The sequence below is a fragment of the Micromonospora sp. KLBMP9576 genome (assembly GCF_050941805.1).
Lineage (GTDB): Bacteria > Actinomycetota > Actinomycetes > Mycobacteriales > Micromonosporaceae > Micromonospora.
In genome coordinates this window covers 1,784,481-1,802,142 of record NZ_CP194567.1, presented here as the reverse complement: position 1 = coordinate 1,802,142, position 17,662 = coordinate 1,784,481, and the positions used below count along the sequence as shown (strand labels likewise).

The 17,662-nt window shown below is 70.6% G+C and carries 14 protein-coding genes; 5 read left to right on the top strand and 9 right to left on the bottom strand.

The window, feature by feature from the left end; translation table 11 throughout:
- Positions 1-183: 183 nt before the first annotated feature.
- A complete protein-coding gene (locus tag ACQ452_RS08100; RefSeq protein ID WP_433391706.1) occupies positions 184-615 on the top strand; it encodes a hypothetical protein in 432 nt (143 codons plus the stop codon).
- Positions 616-1,034: 419 nt separating this feature from the next.
- Positions 1,035-1,352, top strand: a complete 318-nt coding sequence (locus ACQ452_RS08095; protein ID WP_433391703.1) for a TraR/DksA family transcriptional regulator — start codon at positions 1,035-1,037, stop codon at positions 1,350-1,352.
- Between the two features lie 46 nt (positions 1,353-1,398).
- Here ACQ452_RS08095 and ACQ452_RS08090 read toward each other — a convergent pair whose 3' ends face one another.
- From ACQ452_RS08090 to ACQ452_RS08075, 4 genes are all read right to left on the bottom strand, one after another.
- Entirely contained in the window at positions 1,399-2,334 is a 936-nt protein-coding gene (locus tag ACQ452_RS08090; protein WP_433391700.1) for a DUF2332 domain-containing protein, read from the bottom strand.
- 456 nt (positions 2,335-2,790) lie between these two features.
- Positions 2,791-4,362: an FG-GAP repeat domain-containing protein gene (locus ACQ452_RS08085; protein WP_433391697.1), complete on the bottom strand. Its 1,572-nt coding sequence runs from the start codon at positions 4,360-4,362 to the stop codon at positions 2,791-2,793.
- Between the two features lie 45 nt (positions 4,363-4,407).
- Entirely contained in the window at positions 4,408-4,668 is a 261-nt protein-coding gene (locus tag ACQ452_RS08080; protein WP_433391695.1) for a hypothetical protein, read from the bottom strand.
- Positions 4,665-4,832 (bottom strand): hypothetical protein, encoded by a 168-nt coding sequence (locus tag ACQ452_RS08075; RefSeq protein WP_433391692.1) that lies wholly within the window; start codon positions 4,830-4,832, stop codon positions 4,665-4,667. The genes ACQ452_RS08080 and ACQ452_RS08075 overlap by 4 nt, the downstream gene beginning before the upstream one ends.
- Before the next feature lie 220 nt (positions 4,833-5,052).
- On the opposite strand from ACQ452_RS08075, the gene ACQ452_RS08070 reads away from it, so the two are divergent.
- The gene (locus ACQ452_RS08070) at positions 5,053-6,015 is read left to right on the top strand and encodes a helix-turn-helix domain-containing protein (RefSeq protein ID WP_433391690.1); all 963 of its coding nucleotides are present in this window, start codon (positions 5,053-5,055) and stop codon (positions 6,013-6,015) included.
- Between the two features lie 869 nt (positions 6,016-6,884).
- Here the strand turns inward: ACQ452_RS08070 and ACQ452_RS08065 are convergent.
- Both ACQ452_RS08065 and nrdR read right to left on the bottom strand, forming a co-directional pair.
- Positions 6,885-9,767: a vitamin B12-dependent ribonucleotide reductase gene (locus tag ACQ452_RS08065; protein WP_433391689.1), complete on the bottom strand. Its 2,883-nt coding sequence runs from the start codon at positions 9,765-9,767 to the stop codon at positions 6,885-6,887.
- Between the two features lie 67 nt (positions 9,768-9,834).
- Positions 9,835-10,335, bottom strand: coding sequence for a transcriptional regulator NrdR (nrdR, locus tag ACQ452_RS08060; protein WP_350685385.1), 501 nt, complete (start codon positions 10,333-10,335; stop codon positions 9,835-9,837).
- A gap of 555 nt (positions 10,336-10,890) precedes the next feature.
- On the opposite strand from nrdR, the gene lexA reads away from it, so the two are divergent.
- Positions 10,891-11,673: a transcriptional repressor LexA gene (gene lexA / locus ACQ452_RS08055; RefSeq protein WP_433391685.1), complete on the top strand. Its 783-nt coding sequence runs from the start codon at positions 10,891-10,893 to the stop codon at positions 11,671-11,673.
- A gap of 127 nt (positions 11,674-11,800) precedes the next feature.
- On the opposite strand, the gene ACQ452_RS08050 is transcribed toward lexA, so the two are convergent.
- Positions 11,801-13,579 carry a hypothetical protein gene (locus tag ACQ452_RS08050; RefSeq protein WP_433391683.1) on the bottom strand — a complete coding sequence of 593 codons (1,779 nt, stop codon included), beginning with the start codon at positions 13,577-13,579 and terminating at the stop codon, positions 11,801-11,803.
- 51 nt (positions 13,580-13,630) lie between these two features.
- Positions 13,631-15,088, bottom strand: coding sequence for a GTPase HflX (hflX, locus tag ACQ452_RS08045; RefSeq protein ID WP_433391680.1), 1,458 nt, complete (start codon positions 15,086-15,088; stop codon positions 13,631-13,633).
- Positions 15,089-15,263: 175 nt separating this feature from the next.
- Between hflX and ACQ452_RS08040 the strand changes: the two genes are divergently transcribed.
- Positions 15,264-16,730: an NAD-dependent malic enzyme gene (locus ACQ452_RS08040; protein WP_433391677.1), complete on the top strand. Its 1,467-nt coding sequence runs from the start codon at positions 15,264-15,266 to the stop codon at positions 16,728-16,730.
- An 89-nt stretch (positions 16,731-16,819) separates the two neighbouring features.
- Here the strand turns inward: ACQ452_RS08040 and dapF are convergent, their stop codons facing one another.
- Positions 16,820-17,662, bottom strand: coding sequence for a diaminopimelate epimerase (dapF, locus tag ACQ452_RS08035; RefSeq protein ID WP_433391675.1), 843 nt, complete (start codon positions 17,660-17,662; stop codon positions 16,820-16,822).

Genomic DNA, 17,662 nt, shown 5'->3' with positions numbered 1-17,662 from the left:
GATGACCGGGGGCGGCGATCCGGGCGGAGGGCCACAGGCTCGCCCGACGCACCATCGCCCGACGCGCGGGGCTTCGGGGGGCAATCCGTCGGACGCCGACGGGACGCAGCAGGCGCCAGGCCCATCGGACGGGCCGTCCGAGTCCGCGAGGTCTACCAGGACTGCGTCCGCAAAGACCCGACGGTGCTCGCCCACGCTCAGCGGATGGGCGCGCTCGGCAGCCAGTCCCGGACAGTCCCGTCGCTGCCGATGTGTCTGGTCATCGTCGACCGGCGCATCGCGCTGACGCCCATCGACCCGGCTGAGCCCCGGCTGGGCGCGCTGGAGCTGCGTAATCCCGGGCTCGTTGCCGGGCTGATGGCGCTCTTCGACCAGGTCTGGCACCACGGCCGGCCCTTCGGCGACGCCCAGGCCCCCTCGGACGAGGGGCTCGCACCTCAGGACCGGGCCCTGCTGCGCCTGTTCAGCGACGGGCACACCGACGCCTCGGCGGCCCGGCAGTTGGGCGTGTCCGCGCGCAGCGTCCAGCGGCTGATGAACGCCCTGACCGACCGGCTCCAGGCGAACAGCAGGTTCCAGGCCGGGGTCGAGGCGGTACGCCGCGGCTGGATCTGACGCGGGGGCATAGGTCACCGCCGCCTTCGCGCCACGATCGGACTCGCAGGAGCCCGGGGCCCGCCCGGCGGCTCGGCACCACCGGCCGGGCCGCCACCGCACGCAAGCACGTTGGCTTTCCGATCCGCCCGGCCTATGGTGGCTGCATGTGGTCGACCGGTCAGCAGAAGAGCACCGCCGTCGTGATGACGGCGGCGCCCGCCGCTGCCTGTCGGTGTGCCCTGCGGGTGACCGTGGCGACCCGGGTGGTGCGATCCGCGGTCGCGCCGTCGCACGTCGGCTCGGTCGTCTCCGGCCAGCCGATCCCCGCGGGACGTGGCCCTCCAGTGGACCGGTTGCAACTTCTGCGAACCGCCACCAGGGCGAAGCCACATCCGGCTTCGGCCCTTTTTCTTTTTCTTCTCCGAGGGAGCCACGCCATGACCACGCCCACCCGGTCCGCCGAGCAGAAGTGGCTCGACGACCTGCGTACGACACTGACCAACGACTTCGAGGCGCAGAGCGTACGGCTGACGCAGTTGACGGCCGACACCGGCGACCCGGGCGAGGCGCACACCCGCAGCGCCCTGATCGCCGCCACCCGGCAGAGCATCGAGCAGATCAGCGGCGCCCTGCGGCGCCTGGCCGACGGCCGCTACGGCGCCTGCGAGAAGTGCGCCGCCCCGATCCCCCGGGAGCGTCTGGAGGTGCTGCCGCACGCCCGCTTCTGCGTGCCCTGCCAGCAGAAGCAGCACTGACCCAGGGCGGCTGCCGCGCCGTACGCCGGCGCGGCAGCCCACCGGGTCACCCGAACCAGGTCATCGCCTGGCCGTGCGGCCGGGCCCAGGCCAGGGGTCGCCCGTCCAGCGCGAGCACGTTGTGCAGCGCCTCGTCCGGCGGCTGCGGCAGCGCGTCGTGCGGCAGCACGTCCAGGGACTCGTTGGAGATCCAGTGGCCAGGCAGGCGGCGTACCACGTCGGCGAACGCCACCCGGCGCGGCACCGGCACCTGGTAGAGCACGGAGGTGTGGAACACGACAAGCGTCGCGCCCGCCGGTGCCCGCGCGGCCAGCGCGGGCAGGTCGTCCACCAGGTCGCCGCGCACGAGCAGCGGCGGGTCGGACGCCGCGACGGTGCCGGCGGCCCGCAGCCGGGCGCGGCGGTGCGCGTGCTCCGGCCAGATGAGGGCGTCGAGCCAGGCGACGTCCGCCGGTTCGGTCACGCGCAGCGGGTTCAGGTCCAGGCCGGCGCGCCACACCACCTCCGGTAGCCGGTCCGGCGGCGTCAGGCCGGTGGCCGCGCAGTCGAGGACCGGTTCGCCGGCACCGATCGCGTGGTCGCCGTAGCGGTAGGCGTACCGGTCGGGATAGAGGCAGAGCCCGGCGGACGCGCCGACCTCGAGCAGGGCCAACGGCTGTGGCAACGCGGCGAGCACCGGCAGCAGTACGGCACAGCGCCCGGGCTCGTTCGTCTGGGTCGCTCGGGTGCGCAGTCCCGCCTCGACCGCCGGCCAGTTCGCCATCGTGAAGTCGCGGAACGCCGCCGGGTCGTCGACCGACCCACCGAGCAGCCGTACGACGCCGAACAGCAGGTTCGGCTGCCGCCTGGCCGGCGGGAGCGCAGCGAGCAGGGCGAGCAACTCTTCGTCGCGGGAGACGGCGAGGGACAGCCGCTCGTACGTCGGGGAAACGCCGCGCGCCTCCCGGATGCCGAACTCGACGTAGCTCTCGGCGGTCGTCATAAACCGATGATCGTCGACGACGTCTCACGTTGTCTCTAAGGTTTCTGCACGCTGAGATCTGGTCAGGCGCTGACAGGGGACCAACGGCACCGGGGCCGGCGAACTCGACACGCAGTTCCCCGCGCCATTTCCCGTGCGGTCACGGGCCTCGCAGCCGCCGTGACCATCTCATCGATCAACACAAGCGCGGCAGCCTGCCCGCCCTGCGGTCGACCACAACAGACAGACAGTGCGACCACGCAACCCACCCACCCACTGAACAGCATCGGCATCCGCACCTATATGGCAGGCTCAACTACGCCGCCGATCATGCCGGTGAGCTGCCGAAACTACACGCCGTACGGCTGCGGCTGGAGTACTAGCGCTGCGGTCGACGGACGCCGAACCGGGCCGCCGCTCTCGCGACGGCCCGGTTCCTTCTGGCCTCTCAGCCACCCACTGGCGCTCGACCCGGCGTCACAGCCAGGACCCGAGCAGCAGCCGGTCGCCCACCGGACCGAGGTTGAACCCGCCCGACCGGTAGAAGTCCACCGGCGCAATGGTGCCGCTCTGGAAGACCTTGTAGCTGAACGTCCCATCTGTGTTCTGGTAGGCCATGACGGTGTCGTCCTTGCCGTCACCGTGAACGTCCCCGGCGGCCATCCGGCCGCCCACGTTGTCCAGGTCGGTGGAGTAATGGGTAGCCGTGCTCAGGCTGCCGAACGCCGCGCCGGTGGAGTACCAGCGGTACAGGATCGTCGTGGTGCCGCTGTCGTAGGCAAGGATCGGCTCGGCCTTACCGTCGCCGTTGAAGTCACCCACCACCAGCCGGTCCCCGACCGGGCCCAGGTTGAACGGACCCGAGGTGAACCACGTCACCGGAGCCATGGTGCCGCTTGGGAAAACCTTGTAGGCGAAGGTGCCATCGGTGTTCTGGTAGGCCATGACGGTGTCGTCCTTGCCGTCACCGGTGACATCCCCGGCGGCCATCCGGCCGCCCACGTTGTCCAGGTCGGTGGAGTAATGGGTAGCCGTGCTCAGGCTGCCGAACGCCGCGCCGGTGGAGTACCAGCGGTACAGGATCGTCGTGGTGCCGCTGTCGTAGGCAAGGATCGGCTCGGCCTTACCGTCGCCGTTGAAGTCACCCACCACCAGCCGGTCCCCGACCGGACCCAGGTTGAACGGACCCGAGGTGAACCACGTCACCGGAGCGGCCGTCCCGTTCAGGAGGACCTTGAAACTGAACGTGCCATCCGCGTTCTGGTGGGCCATCACCGTGTCGTCCCGGCCATCGCCGTTGACGTCACCGGACGCCACCCGAGCGCCCACGTTGTCCAGGTCGTTCGAGTAGTGCGTCGCGGTAGAGAGACCGCTGAACGAGATGCCGTTCGACCCCCACCGGTACATCACCGTCGTCGTTCCATCGTCATAGCCGAGAATCGGGCTGGCCTTGGCGGCGGAGCTGCCCCCGGCCCACCAGCTCGTCAACTTCTCCGCTCCCGCCCAGCTGAAGCTGAAGTGGATATGGTCAGTGTGCGGACTCGCGCCGCTGTAGGGCTGCCAGCCGGAGGACGCCTCGTACGCGTTCCAGATCCTGTTATTCCAGATTATGTACATCATGCCCAGACGCCGGGCCATCGCATGCTTGTTGCCATGCCGATCAGTCGCGAGCAGCCAGTTGAGCAGATCGTCAGCATCCGCTCGCTGTGCGCTGTCGTAGTAGTTGAAGTGGTAGTCGAGAGCCCGGCCCTCCTTGTGTTCGCTCCTGTCTCCCACGCCGCAGTCTCGACCGATGCCCCAGGTGTGTGATCCGTAGGTGGCATTCAGCAGGTCCTTGAAGCCGGCCACACCGCTCTTGGGCGTGGGGTCGCATGTGGACTGACCGTCGTATGAGGCATATTCATCGATGGCCGAGCTGAAGGAGGGGGTGGGGGGCGCGGCGAGGGCACCGGTGGGCGCGATGGCCACGGTGGCCGCAACGACGGCGCCCAGAGAGGCAACGACGGCGCGTCCGACGATGCTACGCACGCTCTTCATCAACATCAGCATGCCCTTTCGGGGGATTATTCGACCCTCCAGCTTGGAAAGTCGCTTTCAGATGACACGCCACAGGCGGAGTCGTGGATCATCGGCAATCCCCTGCTCCATGAGCCTGCGGAGAACCAAATACGCGATCGAATGTTCCTGAGCGGCAACGAATGCAATGGCGCTGACTCCGTGCGGCCCGGCCCGAATTCGGATGTGGTTCACCCGACTGTCCTTCTCGGCGAGCTGCCGAACCTTCCTTTGCCATTCGGCCTCCTCGTAGACACGGCTACCGTCAAGTGACGCGATGCGGACCAGGACGGCGATCACGACTGGCCCGGATCTGATAGCTCCAACGCGACCCAGCCGAAGCCCTCCCCCAGCATGCTCGTGCCGGCCTCACCACCGAGGGCAGCCGCCAGCACGGTGGCAGCCGCAAACAGTAGAGCGGCGGGCCGCCATAGGGAATTCGAAAGGTTCCAGAGCTCGGACATGCCACTCCTCATTCGATCGCGCAGAAAGTCGGACCCGATCCGGCCCCAATTCGGTAAGGTTCACCGCCTTGAGACAAGGGTGCCGGAGCCGCTGGCAACTGTCACCAAGTTGGCGGCGGCTGAACCTCGCCTGGCGGGAAGTAGCAACGGCGCCACCAAGGGGTCACAACAATGTCGCTCTCCCGCTTAGGATCACCGAAACAAGACAGCGGGGGGATCCATGCTGGAAGCGCTGGGGTTGTCGCAGGTGAATGAACTGGTCTATCGGGTGATGCTCGCGAACCCGACGTTGGACGCAAGTCAACTAGCCGCCCACCTGGGGTTCGACCGGTCGCAGGTGCACGAGGCGCTGGACGTCCTGTCGGACATGGCGCTCGTCCGTCTCGACGGTCCTGACGGAGCGGTGCGAGCGGTCCGCCCGCAGACCGGCCTGGGCGCGCTGCTAGCGAGGGTGGAGGCTGACATCGCGGCCCGTCAGCATCAGATCGAGGCCGTCCGGGCGACGATCGCCAACCTCGCCAGCACCCACGAGCAGCACGAGGTTGCGGTGCGTATCGAAGGCATTGAGGCCGTGCGTGACCGGCTCGCCGAGCTCGCGAGCATCGCCACCGTGGAGTGTCTGTCCTTCACGCCGGGCGGGGCGCAGCCGGCGGACACCCGGCAGGCGGAGGCGCCCCTCAACGCCGCAGCGCTTGAGCGGTCGGTGCGGATCCGGAACGTCTACCAGGACAGCTTCCGCAAGGACCCGGCGACGCTGGCGCATGCCCGCCAGATGGCGGCGCTGGGCAGCGAATCACGGACCGTGCCGACGGTTCCGATGCGTATGGTCATCGTCGACCGGACCACGGCGTTAACGCCGATCGACCCGGCGGAGCCTCACCTCGGCGCCCTGGAGATCCGCAGCTCGGGCATCGTCACCGGCCTTTTGGCCCTCTTCGAGCAGGTTTGGCAGCAGGGTGCCCCGCTGGGTGACCCTCCCGCCAGACCGTCGGGCGCACCCACCGCTCAGGAAAAGGCCCTGCTGCTGCTGTTCGCCGACGGGCACACGGACGAGTCCGCCGCTCGACAGCTCGGTCTCTCCCCCCGGAGTATCCAAAGGCTCATGAACGTCCTGACCGAGCGGCTCCAGGCCAGCAGCCGCTTTCAGGCTGGCGTTGAGGCGGCCCGGCGCGGCTGGATCTGACCTGCGGTACGCGACCCTGGGTTCCCACAGGGCCTGCCGCGAACGGACTGTCCGAGCGCGGGTGGTGGCGGCGGGCGTCTCCACCACCCGCGGGAGTGGAGCCGGTCGCTTCAGGCTGCGCCTGCTCCGGCGAGTCATCGTCGTCACCGAACGCGAGCCCGACACAGACGACGATGACCAGCCCTCACCCCCGTGGCTGACAGCCCGGTCAGACACTGGGCCTCTTGACCAGCGACGGCCGCTCGTCGGGTGGTTCGGTCTCGGTGCGACGATCGCCGTTGCAGTTCAAGGGCAGTCACCGGGAAGGTCCCCGGGGCGATAAGCCTCCTTCATGTTACCCCTTTCCTGTCGTGCAAGGAGGCATTCCCTTCCGAGCGGTTGACGCTGTCCGGGCAAGCTCTCCGCACCGTCAACCCGCCCGGGTCGGTCTTCCGGTTCAGCTACGGCGAACGACCCCGCTTCCCCGCCGCACCCTGGCACGGCCTCCTGCGCCCAGACGGTCGTGTCATACCCTCGAGCGACGCTCTCCTGGACCTCGTTCGCGCATCCGATCCGACCATGCCCTGCGCCTGCTGCTCGAGAAGGTCATCGAATATGACCCTTCCGACCACCCGCAGGCAACCCGCGACGAGCTCATGGCATATCTCGGCGAGATGAAGCGTCTAGTCGTTACGGACGGGCGCTGCGCGTCTACAACAGCCATCTGTCCCGGGTCGAGGTGGTCACCTATAAACAGGTGGCGGATCGCCGAAAGCAGGTGCCTCCCATCCGAATTCGGATGGGAGGCACCTGCTATGGAGCTTTACCAGGGCGATGTCACACGGATTCCTCAGAGGTTGGAGACAGCAGCCATACCAACCTTCTCGGTCTCAGCTGCAGCCGCTGGTGGAGCCGCAGCCCTCGCAGACGTAGCAGCTACCGGCCGGGCGCATCTTCGTACCGCAGGTGAAGCAGAGCGGCGCGTCGGCGGCCTTGCCGATCACGGCCTCCAGCAGTTCGGTGCTGGAACCCACGGCCGGTGCCGGCTTGGCGGCGGCCACGTCGGCCATCTCCTGCACCGGCTGCGCAACCGGGCCGATCTTCGGCTCCTCCGGCCTCGTCTCGACCGGGGCGGAGGCGGCCATCGCGGTGAGGTCCGTACCGCTCGCCTCCGCCTCCGCCTCGGCCCGGAGCTGGGCGGCCCGCTCGCTGGCGGTGAAGATGCCCAGTTCCGCGCGGCGCTCGTACGGCAGGAAGTCCAGCGCCAGGCGACGGAAGATGTAGTCCATCACCGAGGCGGCCATCCGCACGTCCGGGTCGTCGGTCATGCCGGCCGGCTCGAAGCGCATGTTGGTGAACTTGCTGACGTACGTCTCCAGCGGGACGCCGTACTGGAGACCGATGGAGATCGCGACCGAGAAGGCGTCCATCACCCCGGCGAGGGTGGAGCCCTGCTTGGACATCTTGAGGAAGACCTCGCCGAGGCCGTCGTCCGGGTAGGACGACGCGGTGAGGTAGCCCTCGGCGCCGCCGACGGAGAAGCTGACCGTCTCGGACGGGCGCTTCTTCGGCAGCCGCTTGCGCACCGGGCGGTACTCGACGACCTTCTCGACGACCTTCTCCACCTCGGCCGCGGCCGGCGTGCTGGCGACGGTCTTGTTGGACTTGGCCACCGAGAGCGGCTGGCCGACCTTGCAGTTGTCCCGGTAGATCGCCAGCGCCTTCAGGCCGAGCTTCCAGCCCTCGAAGTAGATCTTCTCGACGTCCTCGACGGTGGCCGCCTCCGGCATGTTGACCGTCTTGGAGATGGCCCCCGAGACGAACGGCTGGATCGCCGCCATCATCCGCACGTGGCCCATCGGGGCGATGGTGCGCTCGCCCATGGCGCAGTCGAAGACCGGGTAGTGCTCCGGCTTGAGGCCCGGGGCGTCCACCACGTGGCCGTGGTCGGCGATGTGCTCGATGATCGCCTCGACCTGCTCCTCGGGGTAGCCGAGGCTGCGCAGCGCGCGCGGCACGGTCTGGTTGACGATCTGCATCGAGCCGCCGCCGACCAGCTTCTTGAACTTGACGAGCGCCAGGTCCGGCTCCACGCCGGTCGTGTCGCAGTCCATCATGAAGCCGATGGTGCCGGTCGGCGCGAGGACGCTGGCCTGCGAGTTGCGCCAGCCGAACTTGTCGCCGATCTTGTTGCCCTGGGTCCACTGCTTCGTCGCCTCGCGGACGATCGCGGTGGCCACCGTGCTGGTCGGCTTGATCTCGTCGTTGGCGGCGGCGTGCTTGCGCATGACCCGCTTGTGCGGCTCCGCGTTGCGGGCGTAGCCGTCGTACGGGCCGACGACCCCGGCCAGCTCGGCCGATCGGCGGTAGGCCGTGCCGGTCATCAGCGAGGTGATCGCCGCGGCGACCGAGCGGCCCTGCTCCGAGTCGTAGGGCAGGCCGGAGGCCATCAGCAGCGCGCCGAGGTTGGCATAGCCGATGCCGAGCTGCCGGTATGCCCGGCTGGTCTCGCCGATCTTCTCGGTGGGGAAGTCGGCGAAGCAGATCGAGATGTCCATCGCGGTGATGACGAACTCGACCGACCTGACGAACTTCTCCACGTCGAAGCCGCCGTCGGCGCGGAGGAACTTCATCAGGTTCAGCGAGGCCAGGTTGCACGAGGAGTTGTCCAGGTGCAGGTATTCCGAGCACGGGTTCGACGCGGTGATCCGCCCGGTCTCCGGGCAGGTGTGCCAGTCGTTGATGGTGTCGTCGTACTGCAGGCCGGGGTCGGCGCACTCCCAGGCGGCCTGGGAGATCGTGCGGAACAGCTTCGCGGCGTCGATGGTCTCGATCACCGCGCCGTCGAGCCGGCCGCGCAGGTCGAAGCCGCCGCCGTTCTGCACCGCCGTCATGAACTCGTCGGAGACCCGCACCGAGTTGTTGGCGTTCTGGTACTGCACGCTGACGATGTCGTTGCCGCCGAGGTCCATGTCGAAGCCGGCGTCGCGCAGCGCGCGGATCTTGTCCTCCTCGCGCGCCTTGGTGGTCACGAACTCCTCGATGTTCGGGTGGTCGACGTCGAGGATGACCATCTTGGCCGCCCGCCGGGTGGCCCCACCGGACTTGATGGTCCCGGCGCTCGCGTCGGCGCCGCGCATGAAGCTGACGGGGCCGGAGGCGGTGCCGCCGGAGGAGAGCAGCTCACGCGACGAGCGGATCCGCGACAGGTTCACGCCGGAGCCGGAGCCGCCCTTGAAGATCAGCCCCTCCTCCTTGTACCAGTCGAGGATGGAGTCCATCGAGTCGTCGACGGCGAGGATGAAGCACGCCGAGACCTGCTGCGGCGACGGCGTGCCGACGTTGAACCAGACCGGCGAGTTGAAGCTGAACACCTGGTTCAGCAGCATCCAGGTCAGCTCGTGAGCAAAGACCTCGGCGTCGGCCGGGCTGGCGAAGTAGCCGTACTCCTCACCGGCGGTGCGGTAGGTGGTGACCACCCGGTCGATCAGCTGCCGCAGCGACCACTCCCGCTCCGGGGTGCCCACGGCGCCCCGGAAGTACTTGGTGGTCACGATGTTCGCCGCGTTGACGCTCCAGGTCTGCGGGTACTCGACGCCGCGCTGCTCGAAGTTGATCGAGCCGTCCCGCCAGTTCGTCATCACGACGTCGCGGCGCTCCCACGCGACCTCGTCGTAGGGGTGCACCCCCTCGGTCGTCCACACCCGCTCGATCTTCAGCCCCGCGCCGGCCTTGTTCCGCGACCTGCTCGTTGTCACACCGTCCCCCGACATCTCATCCGCCCCCTCGCCCGCGCGGCGAGCCGCCGCGCGATCCGACTGTCATCAACTGCGAAAACGCTCAACTGGTACGGCCGGCGGCCTCGACCGCGTCGGCCCCGGCGCCCTCCCGGGCGCGCGCGGCGGCCCGCAACGTCTCGATCTCCCGCTCGAAGTCGGCGAGCGAGTCGAACGACCGGTAGACGCTGGCGAACCGCATGTAGGCGACCTCGTCCAGGTCCTGCAGCGGTCCCAGGATGGCCAACCCCACCTCGTGGCTGGGAATCTCGGCGGCCCCCTTGGCCCGGACGGTCTCCTCGACCTTCTGCGCGAGCAGCGCGATCGAGTCGTCGTCCACGGGCCGGCCCTGGCACGCCTTGCGCACCCCGCCGATGATCTTCGTACGGCTGAACGGCTCGGTTACCCCGCTGCGCTTGACGACCGCGAGGACGGCCTCCTCGACAGTGGTGAACCGTTTGCCGCACTCGGGGCAGGACCGCCGCCGGCGGATCAACTGACCGTCGTCGGCCTCCCGCGAGTCGACCACCCGGGAGTCGGCGTGCCGGCAGTACGGACACCGCATAGCACCCGACCTCCTTCATCGATCGCGGGTCCGCCGGGCCGCTCTCCGGGCACGGGTCGGCGCGCCGAAGCCATCTGTCGATGGTCCTCGCCGGGTCGACGCTGCGGGAGTGCGGTCGGTAGTCAAACCCAACCTGTAGGCGACTTGCGCCTCATGACTACTACATCTAGGGGTTGACCGTAGGCCGCTGCGGATCGGAGGTCAAGTTGGCGGCGTGTCCGGCGCGTCACGGAATTTCCGCGCCGATCCCACCGCAGGACCAACCGCCCGACGCCCTCGCGGGTTACCGGGTCGCGCTCGGCCAAAACCGTTCGGACGGCCCGGGCAAGTCGAACACCAGTTCGATCCGACGTACCATTTAGCAGAACGCGAGCCCGGACGGGCCCGTTTTCGCCCCGACACGCCGAGCCAGGTCGTACAGATGTTTGAAAAGGACCGATCTCACCTATACGGTCTTGAACAACCGGGACGGAATCTTCCGTCCGCCGGTCACCTCGCACCACCGCACGCACCACGAGCCGCCAAGGCACCCAGCGCCGACCAGGGAGGACGGACGTGACCGAGGATCGGGCCAGCCGGCCGAAGAGCCCGCAGCAGATCACCGAGGCGGGCCCGCCGGCCACCCGACGCCGGGGCGCCGCGCGCAGCCGGACCGGGCAGCCCACCGTGCGCCCGGTCACCCCGGTGGTCAGCACCTTCCCCGACCCCGCGACGGTGGATCTCACCGCCCGGCAGCGGCGGATCCTGGAGTTCATCCGCGCCTGGGTGGAGCGGCACGGCTATCCGCCGAGCGTGCGCGAGATCGGCGAGGCCGTCGGTCTGGTGTCGCCGTCCAGCGTCGCCTACCAGCTCAAGGAGCTGGAGAAGAAGGGCTTTCTGCGCCGCGACCCCAACCGGCCGCGCGCCGTCGACGTCCGGGCGCCCGCCGACGTCGACGACGAACTGGCCCGCTCGCAGCGGCCCACCCCCGCCTACGTGCCGATGCTGGGCAGGATCGCGGCCGGCGGTCCGATCCTGGCCGAGCAGTCCGTGGAGGACATCTTCCCCCTCCCCCGCGAGCTGGTGGGCGAGGGCGAGGTCTTCATGCTCCAGGTCAAGGGCGACTCGATGCTCGACGCGGCCATCTGCGACGGCGACTGGGTCGTGGTGCGGCAGCAGCCGACCGCCGAGGCCGGTGACATCGTCGCCGCCATGCTCGACGGCGAGGCGACGGTGAAGACCTACCGCCGCCGCGACGGGCACGTCTGGCTCATGCCGCAGAACCCGGCATTCGACCCGATCCCCGGCGACGACGCCACAATCATGGGCCGCGTCGTCGCGGTGCTACGCCGCATCTGATCCACCACGACGCCGGGTGGCCGCCGCTGGCGGCCGTCCGGCCCGTCGCGCATCGGACGGGCGTCCGGCCGGTCGCGCATCCGACCGGCGTGGAGCGCCGGCCCGGCGCGACGCCGGCAGGCGGGGATCAGTAGCGGTCGCCCCGGTAGCCCCGACCGCCACCGGGCACGTGGCCGCGGCCACGGCCGTCCTCGGGACCGTGGCCGGGGCCGTCGTCGCGCCGCCGGACCGGCCGCTGACCCCGAGGGTCCGGTTCGCCGCCCCGCCGCGGCGGCTCCGCCCGGCCACCGCCGTAGACGTCGCCGCCCGGCTGCCCCTCACCGCCGTAGAAGCCGCCGCCGGGGCGACCGCCACCCTGACGTCCACCGCCACCGCCCTGGCGGCCACCGCCACCGCCACCCTGACGCCCGCCCCCGCCCTGGCGACCACCGCCAGCGGGCGGCCGGGCACCGGCGGGCGGCGGAGCGCCGACGGGGGGCGGGCCACCAGCGGGCGGACGGGCGCCACCGTAGACACCGCCACCGCCACCGCCACCGCCACCGCCGGGCGGGCGGGCACCGCCGTAGACACCGCCGCCGGCCGGGCGGGCGGCACCCGGGGAGCCCGCGCCGGGCGGCGCGGGGGCGCCCCGTCCACCGCCCTGGCCGCCGTACACCCCGGCGGCGGGCGCACCGCCGTAGACAGCGCCCCGGCCCCGGTCGCCCGGCGGCGCGACGGCGTTGCCCGCCGGCCCACGCCGGTCGTCGGCGAGCACGTCGTCGCCATCGGCATCGCCCTTGCCGCGGGAGGGTGCGGGCCGGCGGCGGGACCGCATGATGCCGAAGACGCCTGCCGCCACCATCAGCGCGCCCACCACCCCCACGGCCACGATCAGGTACGTGATGTCGCTCAGGGTGAGGTTGTCGATCCAGGACTGCTCGGCCTTCTTCGGCGCGTCGTCCGCACCGGCCACCGGCTTCGCGCCCTCCGTGGAGGGCGTGTAGGCGAGGATGTCGATGGGGGTGTCCTGCTCGAGCTGGCCCCCGTCGGAGACGGTGAGGAAGGTCTTGCCGTCGGGGGTGTAGGCGATCGCCTCCCCGAACGGGTCGGCGAGCGCCGTCACCCGGGGCTTCCCGCCGGTCAGGGCCCCCACGACGTCGCCGCCGGTCACGTCGTACTCGAAGGCGTCGGCGTAGGTGCGCAGCACCACCCGGGAGCCGTCCGGGGACCGCGCCGCACCGGTGATCGCCACCCGGCCAGGGGCGCCGAGGAGATTCTCCGTGTCGGTCTTCGGCAGGCTGATCTCGCCGACCTTCTTCATCGGCACGGCCGGGGTGTCCCCGCTCCTGAGCTTCTCGCCGGGCGTGAAGATCTGGGCCTTGCCGGACATCACCTTGGTGATGATCAGAGGGGTGCCGTCGTCACCGATCAGCAGCGCCTCGGCGTCGTGCGGCTTGCCCTCGGGGTAGGAGAGCCGGTGCAGCACGGGTCGCTTGGCCCCGCCGACCGGCATGCTCCACAACGCCACCCGCTCGCGACGCTGGCGGCTGGTGACGTTGTCGCCGGTGTCGGCGATCCAGAGCGTCGCCCCGTCCGGGGAGAGCGCCAGATCCTCCGTGTCGAACGGCCCCTGCCCCGAATAGCGCACCGGCTCCTTCGCGATGCCGCACTTGGCGTCGAGGAAGAAGACCCGCTTGCGGTTCTCCGTCTCGGTGCCGTCGTTGATCACGACGTAGCCGCTCCTCGTGGCGACCAGGCCCGACAGCTCCCGCAGTCGTTCGTCGGCGACCGTGCACCGCTTCTTGCCCGGGGCGGCCGCGAGCGGGGACGAGGCCGAGGCGGGCGCCGCCAGGGCGACTCCGATAGACGCCACGGTCGCCCCCAGCAAGCCGAGGGCGACCGTGACCGAAGAAACAGGGCGGCGCATTGAATCAGTGTCGCATGCCGGACGTTTCCGCCGAGTGACGCAGGGAGGCCGTCATCGCGTGCCCGCGACCGACTGGCCCTCGTCCGATCGGAACGGCGCCAACTCGGCGGCGAGCGCCTCGCCGACCCGGACGTGCACCAGGGTGCCCTCCGGCAGGTGGGAGGTGCTCAGCACCTCGCCCTGGCGGTGCACCCGGGCCACCAGGTCGCCCCGGTCGTACGGCAGCACCGCGCGGATCTCCACCGCCGGGCGGGGCAACCGCTCCTCGACCGACTCGCGCAGCCCGTCGAGCCCGCGACCCGTGTGCGCGGAGACGAAGACCGCCTCCGGCCAGAGCCGCTTGAGCCGCAGCAGGGTCTCCTCGTCGGCGGCGTCGGTCTTGTTGACCACCAGCAGCTCGGGCAGCCGGTCCGCGCCCACCTCGGCGAGCACCTCGTGCACCGCCCGGACCTGCTCCTCCGGATCCGGGTGGGTGCCGTCGACGACGTGCACCACCAGGTCGGCCTCGGCCACCTCCTCCAGCGTCGAGCGGAACGCCTCGACGATCTGGTGCGGCAGGTGCCGGACGAACCCGACCGTGTCCGAGAGGGTGTAGAGCCGCCCGTCGGCCGTGGTGGCCTTGCGGGTGGTCGGGTCGAGGGTGGCGAATAGCGCGTTCTCGACCAGCACGCCCGCACCGGTCATCCGGTTGAGCAGGCTCGACTTGCCGGCGTTCGTGTAGCCGGCGATGGCCACCGCTGGCACGGCGTTGCGGGAGCGTCGGGCGCGCTTGGTCTGGCGTACCGTCCGCATGGCCTTGATCTCCCGGCGCAACCGCGAGATGCGGTGGCGGATCCGGCGCCGGTCGGTCTCCAGCTTGGTCTCACCGGGACCGCGCAGACCCACGCCGCCGCCGGCGCCGCCGCCGCGACCGCTACCACCGGTCTGCCGCGACAGGCTCTCGCCCCAACCGCGCAGGCGCGGCAGCAGGTATTCGAGCTGGGCCAGCTCGACCTGCGCCTTGCCCTCCTTGCTCTTGGCGTGCTGGGCGAAGATGTCGAGGATCAGCGCGGTGCGGTCGACCACCTTGACCTTGGTGCGCTGCTCCAGGTTGCGTAGCTGCGACGGCGACAGCTCGCCGTCGCAGATCACCGTGTCGGCGCCGCTGGAGAGCACCACCGCGCCGAGGTCGTCGACCTTGCCCCGGCCGATGTAGGTGGCCGGGTCGGGGCGGCTGCGCCGCTGGATCAGCCCGTCGAGCACCTGCGAGCCGGCGGTCTCCGCCAGCGCGGCCAGCTCGGTGAGCGAGTTCTCGGCGTCGTCCTGCGTGCCCTCGGTCCAGACGCCGACGAGGACGACGCGCTCCAGGCGCAGTTGGCGGTATTCGACCTCGGTGACGTCCGTGAGCTCGGTGGAGAGGCCGGGGACCCGCCGCAGCGCCTGCCGCTCCGACAACTCGAGCCCACCGGTGCCGGTGGCGTCGTCGAGCTCGTCGTCCTCGTAGGGAAGTAGGGTCTCCTGGTTGTGCAAGCCGGTCTCCTGTCCGTTCTGTCACGTACCGAGCAATCCTGACATGTGCCAACGCGGAACGCACCCGCTATATGCCCACGGGAACACGCCACAAAAGTGGGGGCGGATGCCGCCGGTGCAGGCAGGGGCGAGTAGAAATGCGGGGCGAGCCGTTCAGCGTCGACGGAGGGACCCCGTGGCCATCACCCGCCTGCCCAGTGCCGGATTCTCGATCACGATACGGATCGCCGTACCGGCGGACGCGTCGTCGATCGGCCGGTTGACCACCTCCGTGGGGGAGGCCGGGGCGATCGTCACCGCGCTCGACGTGGTGGACTCCGACCCCACGCACGTGCTCGTCGACCTGACCTGCGACACCGCCGACGCCAGCCACGCCGACCAGGTGGTTGACGCGCTGACCGCGCTGGACGGCGTGGACGTGCGCAAGGTCTCCGACCGCACCTTCCTGCTGCACCTCGGCGGGAAGATCGAGGTCAGTTCGAAGGTGGCGCTGCGCAACCGGGACGAGCTGTCGCGGGCGTACACCCCCGGGGTGGCACGGGTCTGCATGGCGATCGCGGAGAACCCGGCCGACGCCCGCCGGCTGACCATCAAGCGCAACACCGTGGCCGTGGTCAGCGACGGCTCCGCCGTGCTGGGTCTGGGCAACCTCGGGCCGGCGGCGTCGCTGCCGGTGATGGAGGGCAAGGCGGCGCTGTTCAAGCGCTTCGGCGGCGTGGACGCCTGGCCCGTGGTGCTCGACACCCAGGACACCGACGAGATCGTGCAGATCGTCAAGGCGATCGCCCCGGCGTACGGCGGGATCAACCTGGAGGACATCGCGGCGCCGCGCTGCTTCGAGATCGAGGCGCGGCTGCGCGAGGCGCTGGACATCCCGGTCTTCCACGACGACCAGCACGGCACCGCGATCTGTGTGCTGGCCGCCCTGACCAACGCGCTGCGCGTCGTCGGCAAGCAGCTCAGGGACGTGCGGATCGTCGTCTCCGGCGCGGGCGCGGCCGGCACCGCGATCATGAAGCTGCTGCTGCGCCAGGGCGTCGGCGACATCGTCGCGTACGACCGCGAGGGCGCCCTGCACCGCGGGATGACCGGGCTCAACCCGGCCTGGCAGTGGCTGGCCGAGCACACCAACAAGGACAACTACTCCGGCGACCTGCCCGGGGCGCTGCGCGGCGCGGACGTCTTCATCGGCGTGAGCGCGCCGAACCTGCTCTCCGGCGACGACGTCGCCGCGATGGCCAAGGACTCGATCGTCTTCGCGCTGGCCAACCCCGACCCGGAGGTCGACCCGCGGGAGGCGCGCAAGCACGCCGCCGTGGTCGCCACCGGCCGCTCCGACCAGCCCAACCAGATCAACAACGTGCTCGCCTTCCCGGGCGTGTTCCGGGGCATGCTGGACGCCCACGCCGAGGAGTTCACCGAGGAGATGGCGCTCGCGGCGGCCCGGGCCATCGCGGACGTGGTCGGCGAGGACAAGATCAACCCGACGGTCATCGTGCCCAGCGTCTTCGACTCCCGGGTCGCCCCGGCCGTCGCCGCGGCGGTCCGCGCCGCCGCCCAGAACCCGGCCCCCGCCCCGGCGGCCGACCCGGGCCCGGCCGACCTCCCGGAGATCGCCGCGGAGGCCAGCGCCCACCCCTGACCCGAAGCGCGGGTCGATCATGAAGTTATTGCCAGGGAGAGCGATTTCCGGGGGCGATAACTTCATGATCAACCCAGCGGCGGGTGGGGTCAGGTGAGGGTGGCGGGGTCCAGGGTGCCCGTCGCGACGAGCACCGCCGGGCCGGCCAGCCAGCAGGAATCCTCGGTCAACGTGACCGACAGGCGCCCGCCGGGCACGTCCACCGCCAGCACGCCGGTGTCCCGGCCCGCGTCGCGCAGCGCCACCGCCGCCACCGCGCAGGCGCCCGTGCCGCAGGACAGCGTCTCGGCGGAGCCGCGCTCGTAGACCCGCATCAGCACGTGCCCGTCGGTGCCGTCGACCGGTTCGCCCGGGGCGGTGAACTCCACGTTCACTCCCGCCGGGAAGAGCGCCGGGTCGACGTCGGGGGCCCGGGTCAGGTCCAGCGCGGTCAGCGCCAACCCCGCCGGCAGCGCACAGACCAGGTGCGGATTGCCCACGTCCACCGCCGTGCCCGGCAGGGTCAGCGCGCCGAGGGTGGCGGTGCCCGCGTCGTACAGCCGGGGGCGGCGCATCTCGACGGCGATGTCGTCGGCCGTGACCAGCGCGCGCACGACGCCGGCCCGGGTGGCCACCGGCAACGCCCCGTCCGCCGGCTCGGCCAGCCCGGATGCCACCAGGTAGCGGACGAAGACCCGGGCGCCGTTGCCGCACATCTCCGCGAACGAACCGTCGGCGTTCCAGTAGTCCATGAACCACTCGGCCTCGCCGGCCAGGCCGGCGCCCTCCGGGTGTCCCGCCGCCCGGACCACCCGCAGCACGCCGTCGCCGCCGAGCCCGCGTCGCCGGTCGCAGAGAGCCGCGACCAGCCCGGGTGTCAGGTCGAGCCGGCCGTCCGGATCGGGGAGGATGACGAAGTCGTTGCCGGTGCCGTGACCCTTGATGAACTGCAC

What these genes read in the sequence shown, in the direction of transcription:
- ACQ452_RS08095 (WP_433391703.1), top strand. Translation starts at nt 1,035, where the DNA reads ATGACCACGCCCACCCGGTCCGCCGAGCAGAAGTGGCTCGACGACCTG.
- ACQ452_RS08090 (WP_433391700.1), bottom strand. Translation starts at nt 2,334, where the DNA reads ATGACGACCGCCGAGAGCTACGTCGAGTTCGGCATCCGGGAGGCGCGC.
- ACQ452_RS08085 (WP_433391697.1), bottom strand. Translation starts at nt 4,362, where the DNA reads ATGCTGATGTTGATGAAGAGCGTGCGTAGCATCGTCGGACGCGCCGTC.
- ACQ452_RS08075 (WP_433391692.1), bottom strand. Translation starts at nt 4,832, where the DNA reads ATGTCCGAGCTCTGGAACCTTTCGAATTCCCTATGGCGGCCCGCCGCT.
- ACQ452_RS08070 (WP_433391690.1), top strand. Translation starts at nt 5,053, where the DNA reads ATGCTGGAAGCGCTGGGGTTGTCGCAGGTGAATGAACTGGTCTATCGG.
- ACQ452_RS08065 (WP_433391689.1), bottom strand. Translation starts at nt 9,767, where the DNA reads ATGTCGGGGGACGGTGTGACAACGAGCAGGTCGCGGAACAAGGCCGGC.
- nrdR (WP_350685385.1), bottom strand. Translation starts at nt 10,335, where the DNA reads ATGCGGTGTCCGTACTGCCGGCACGCCGACTCCCGGGTGGTCGACTCG.
- ACQ452_RS08050 (WP_433391683.1), bottom strand. Translation starts at nt 13,579, where the DNA reads ATGCGCCGCCCTGTTTCTTCGGTCACGGTCGCCCTCGGCTTGCTGGGG.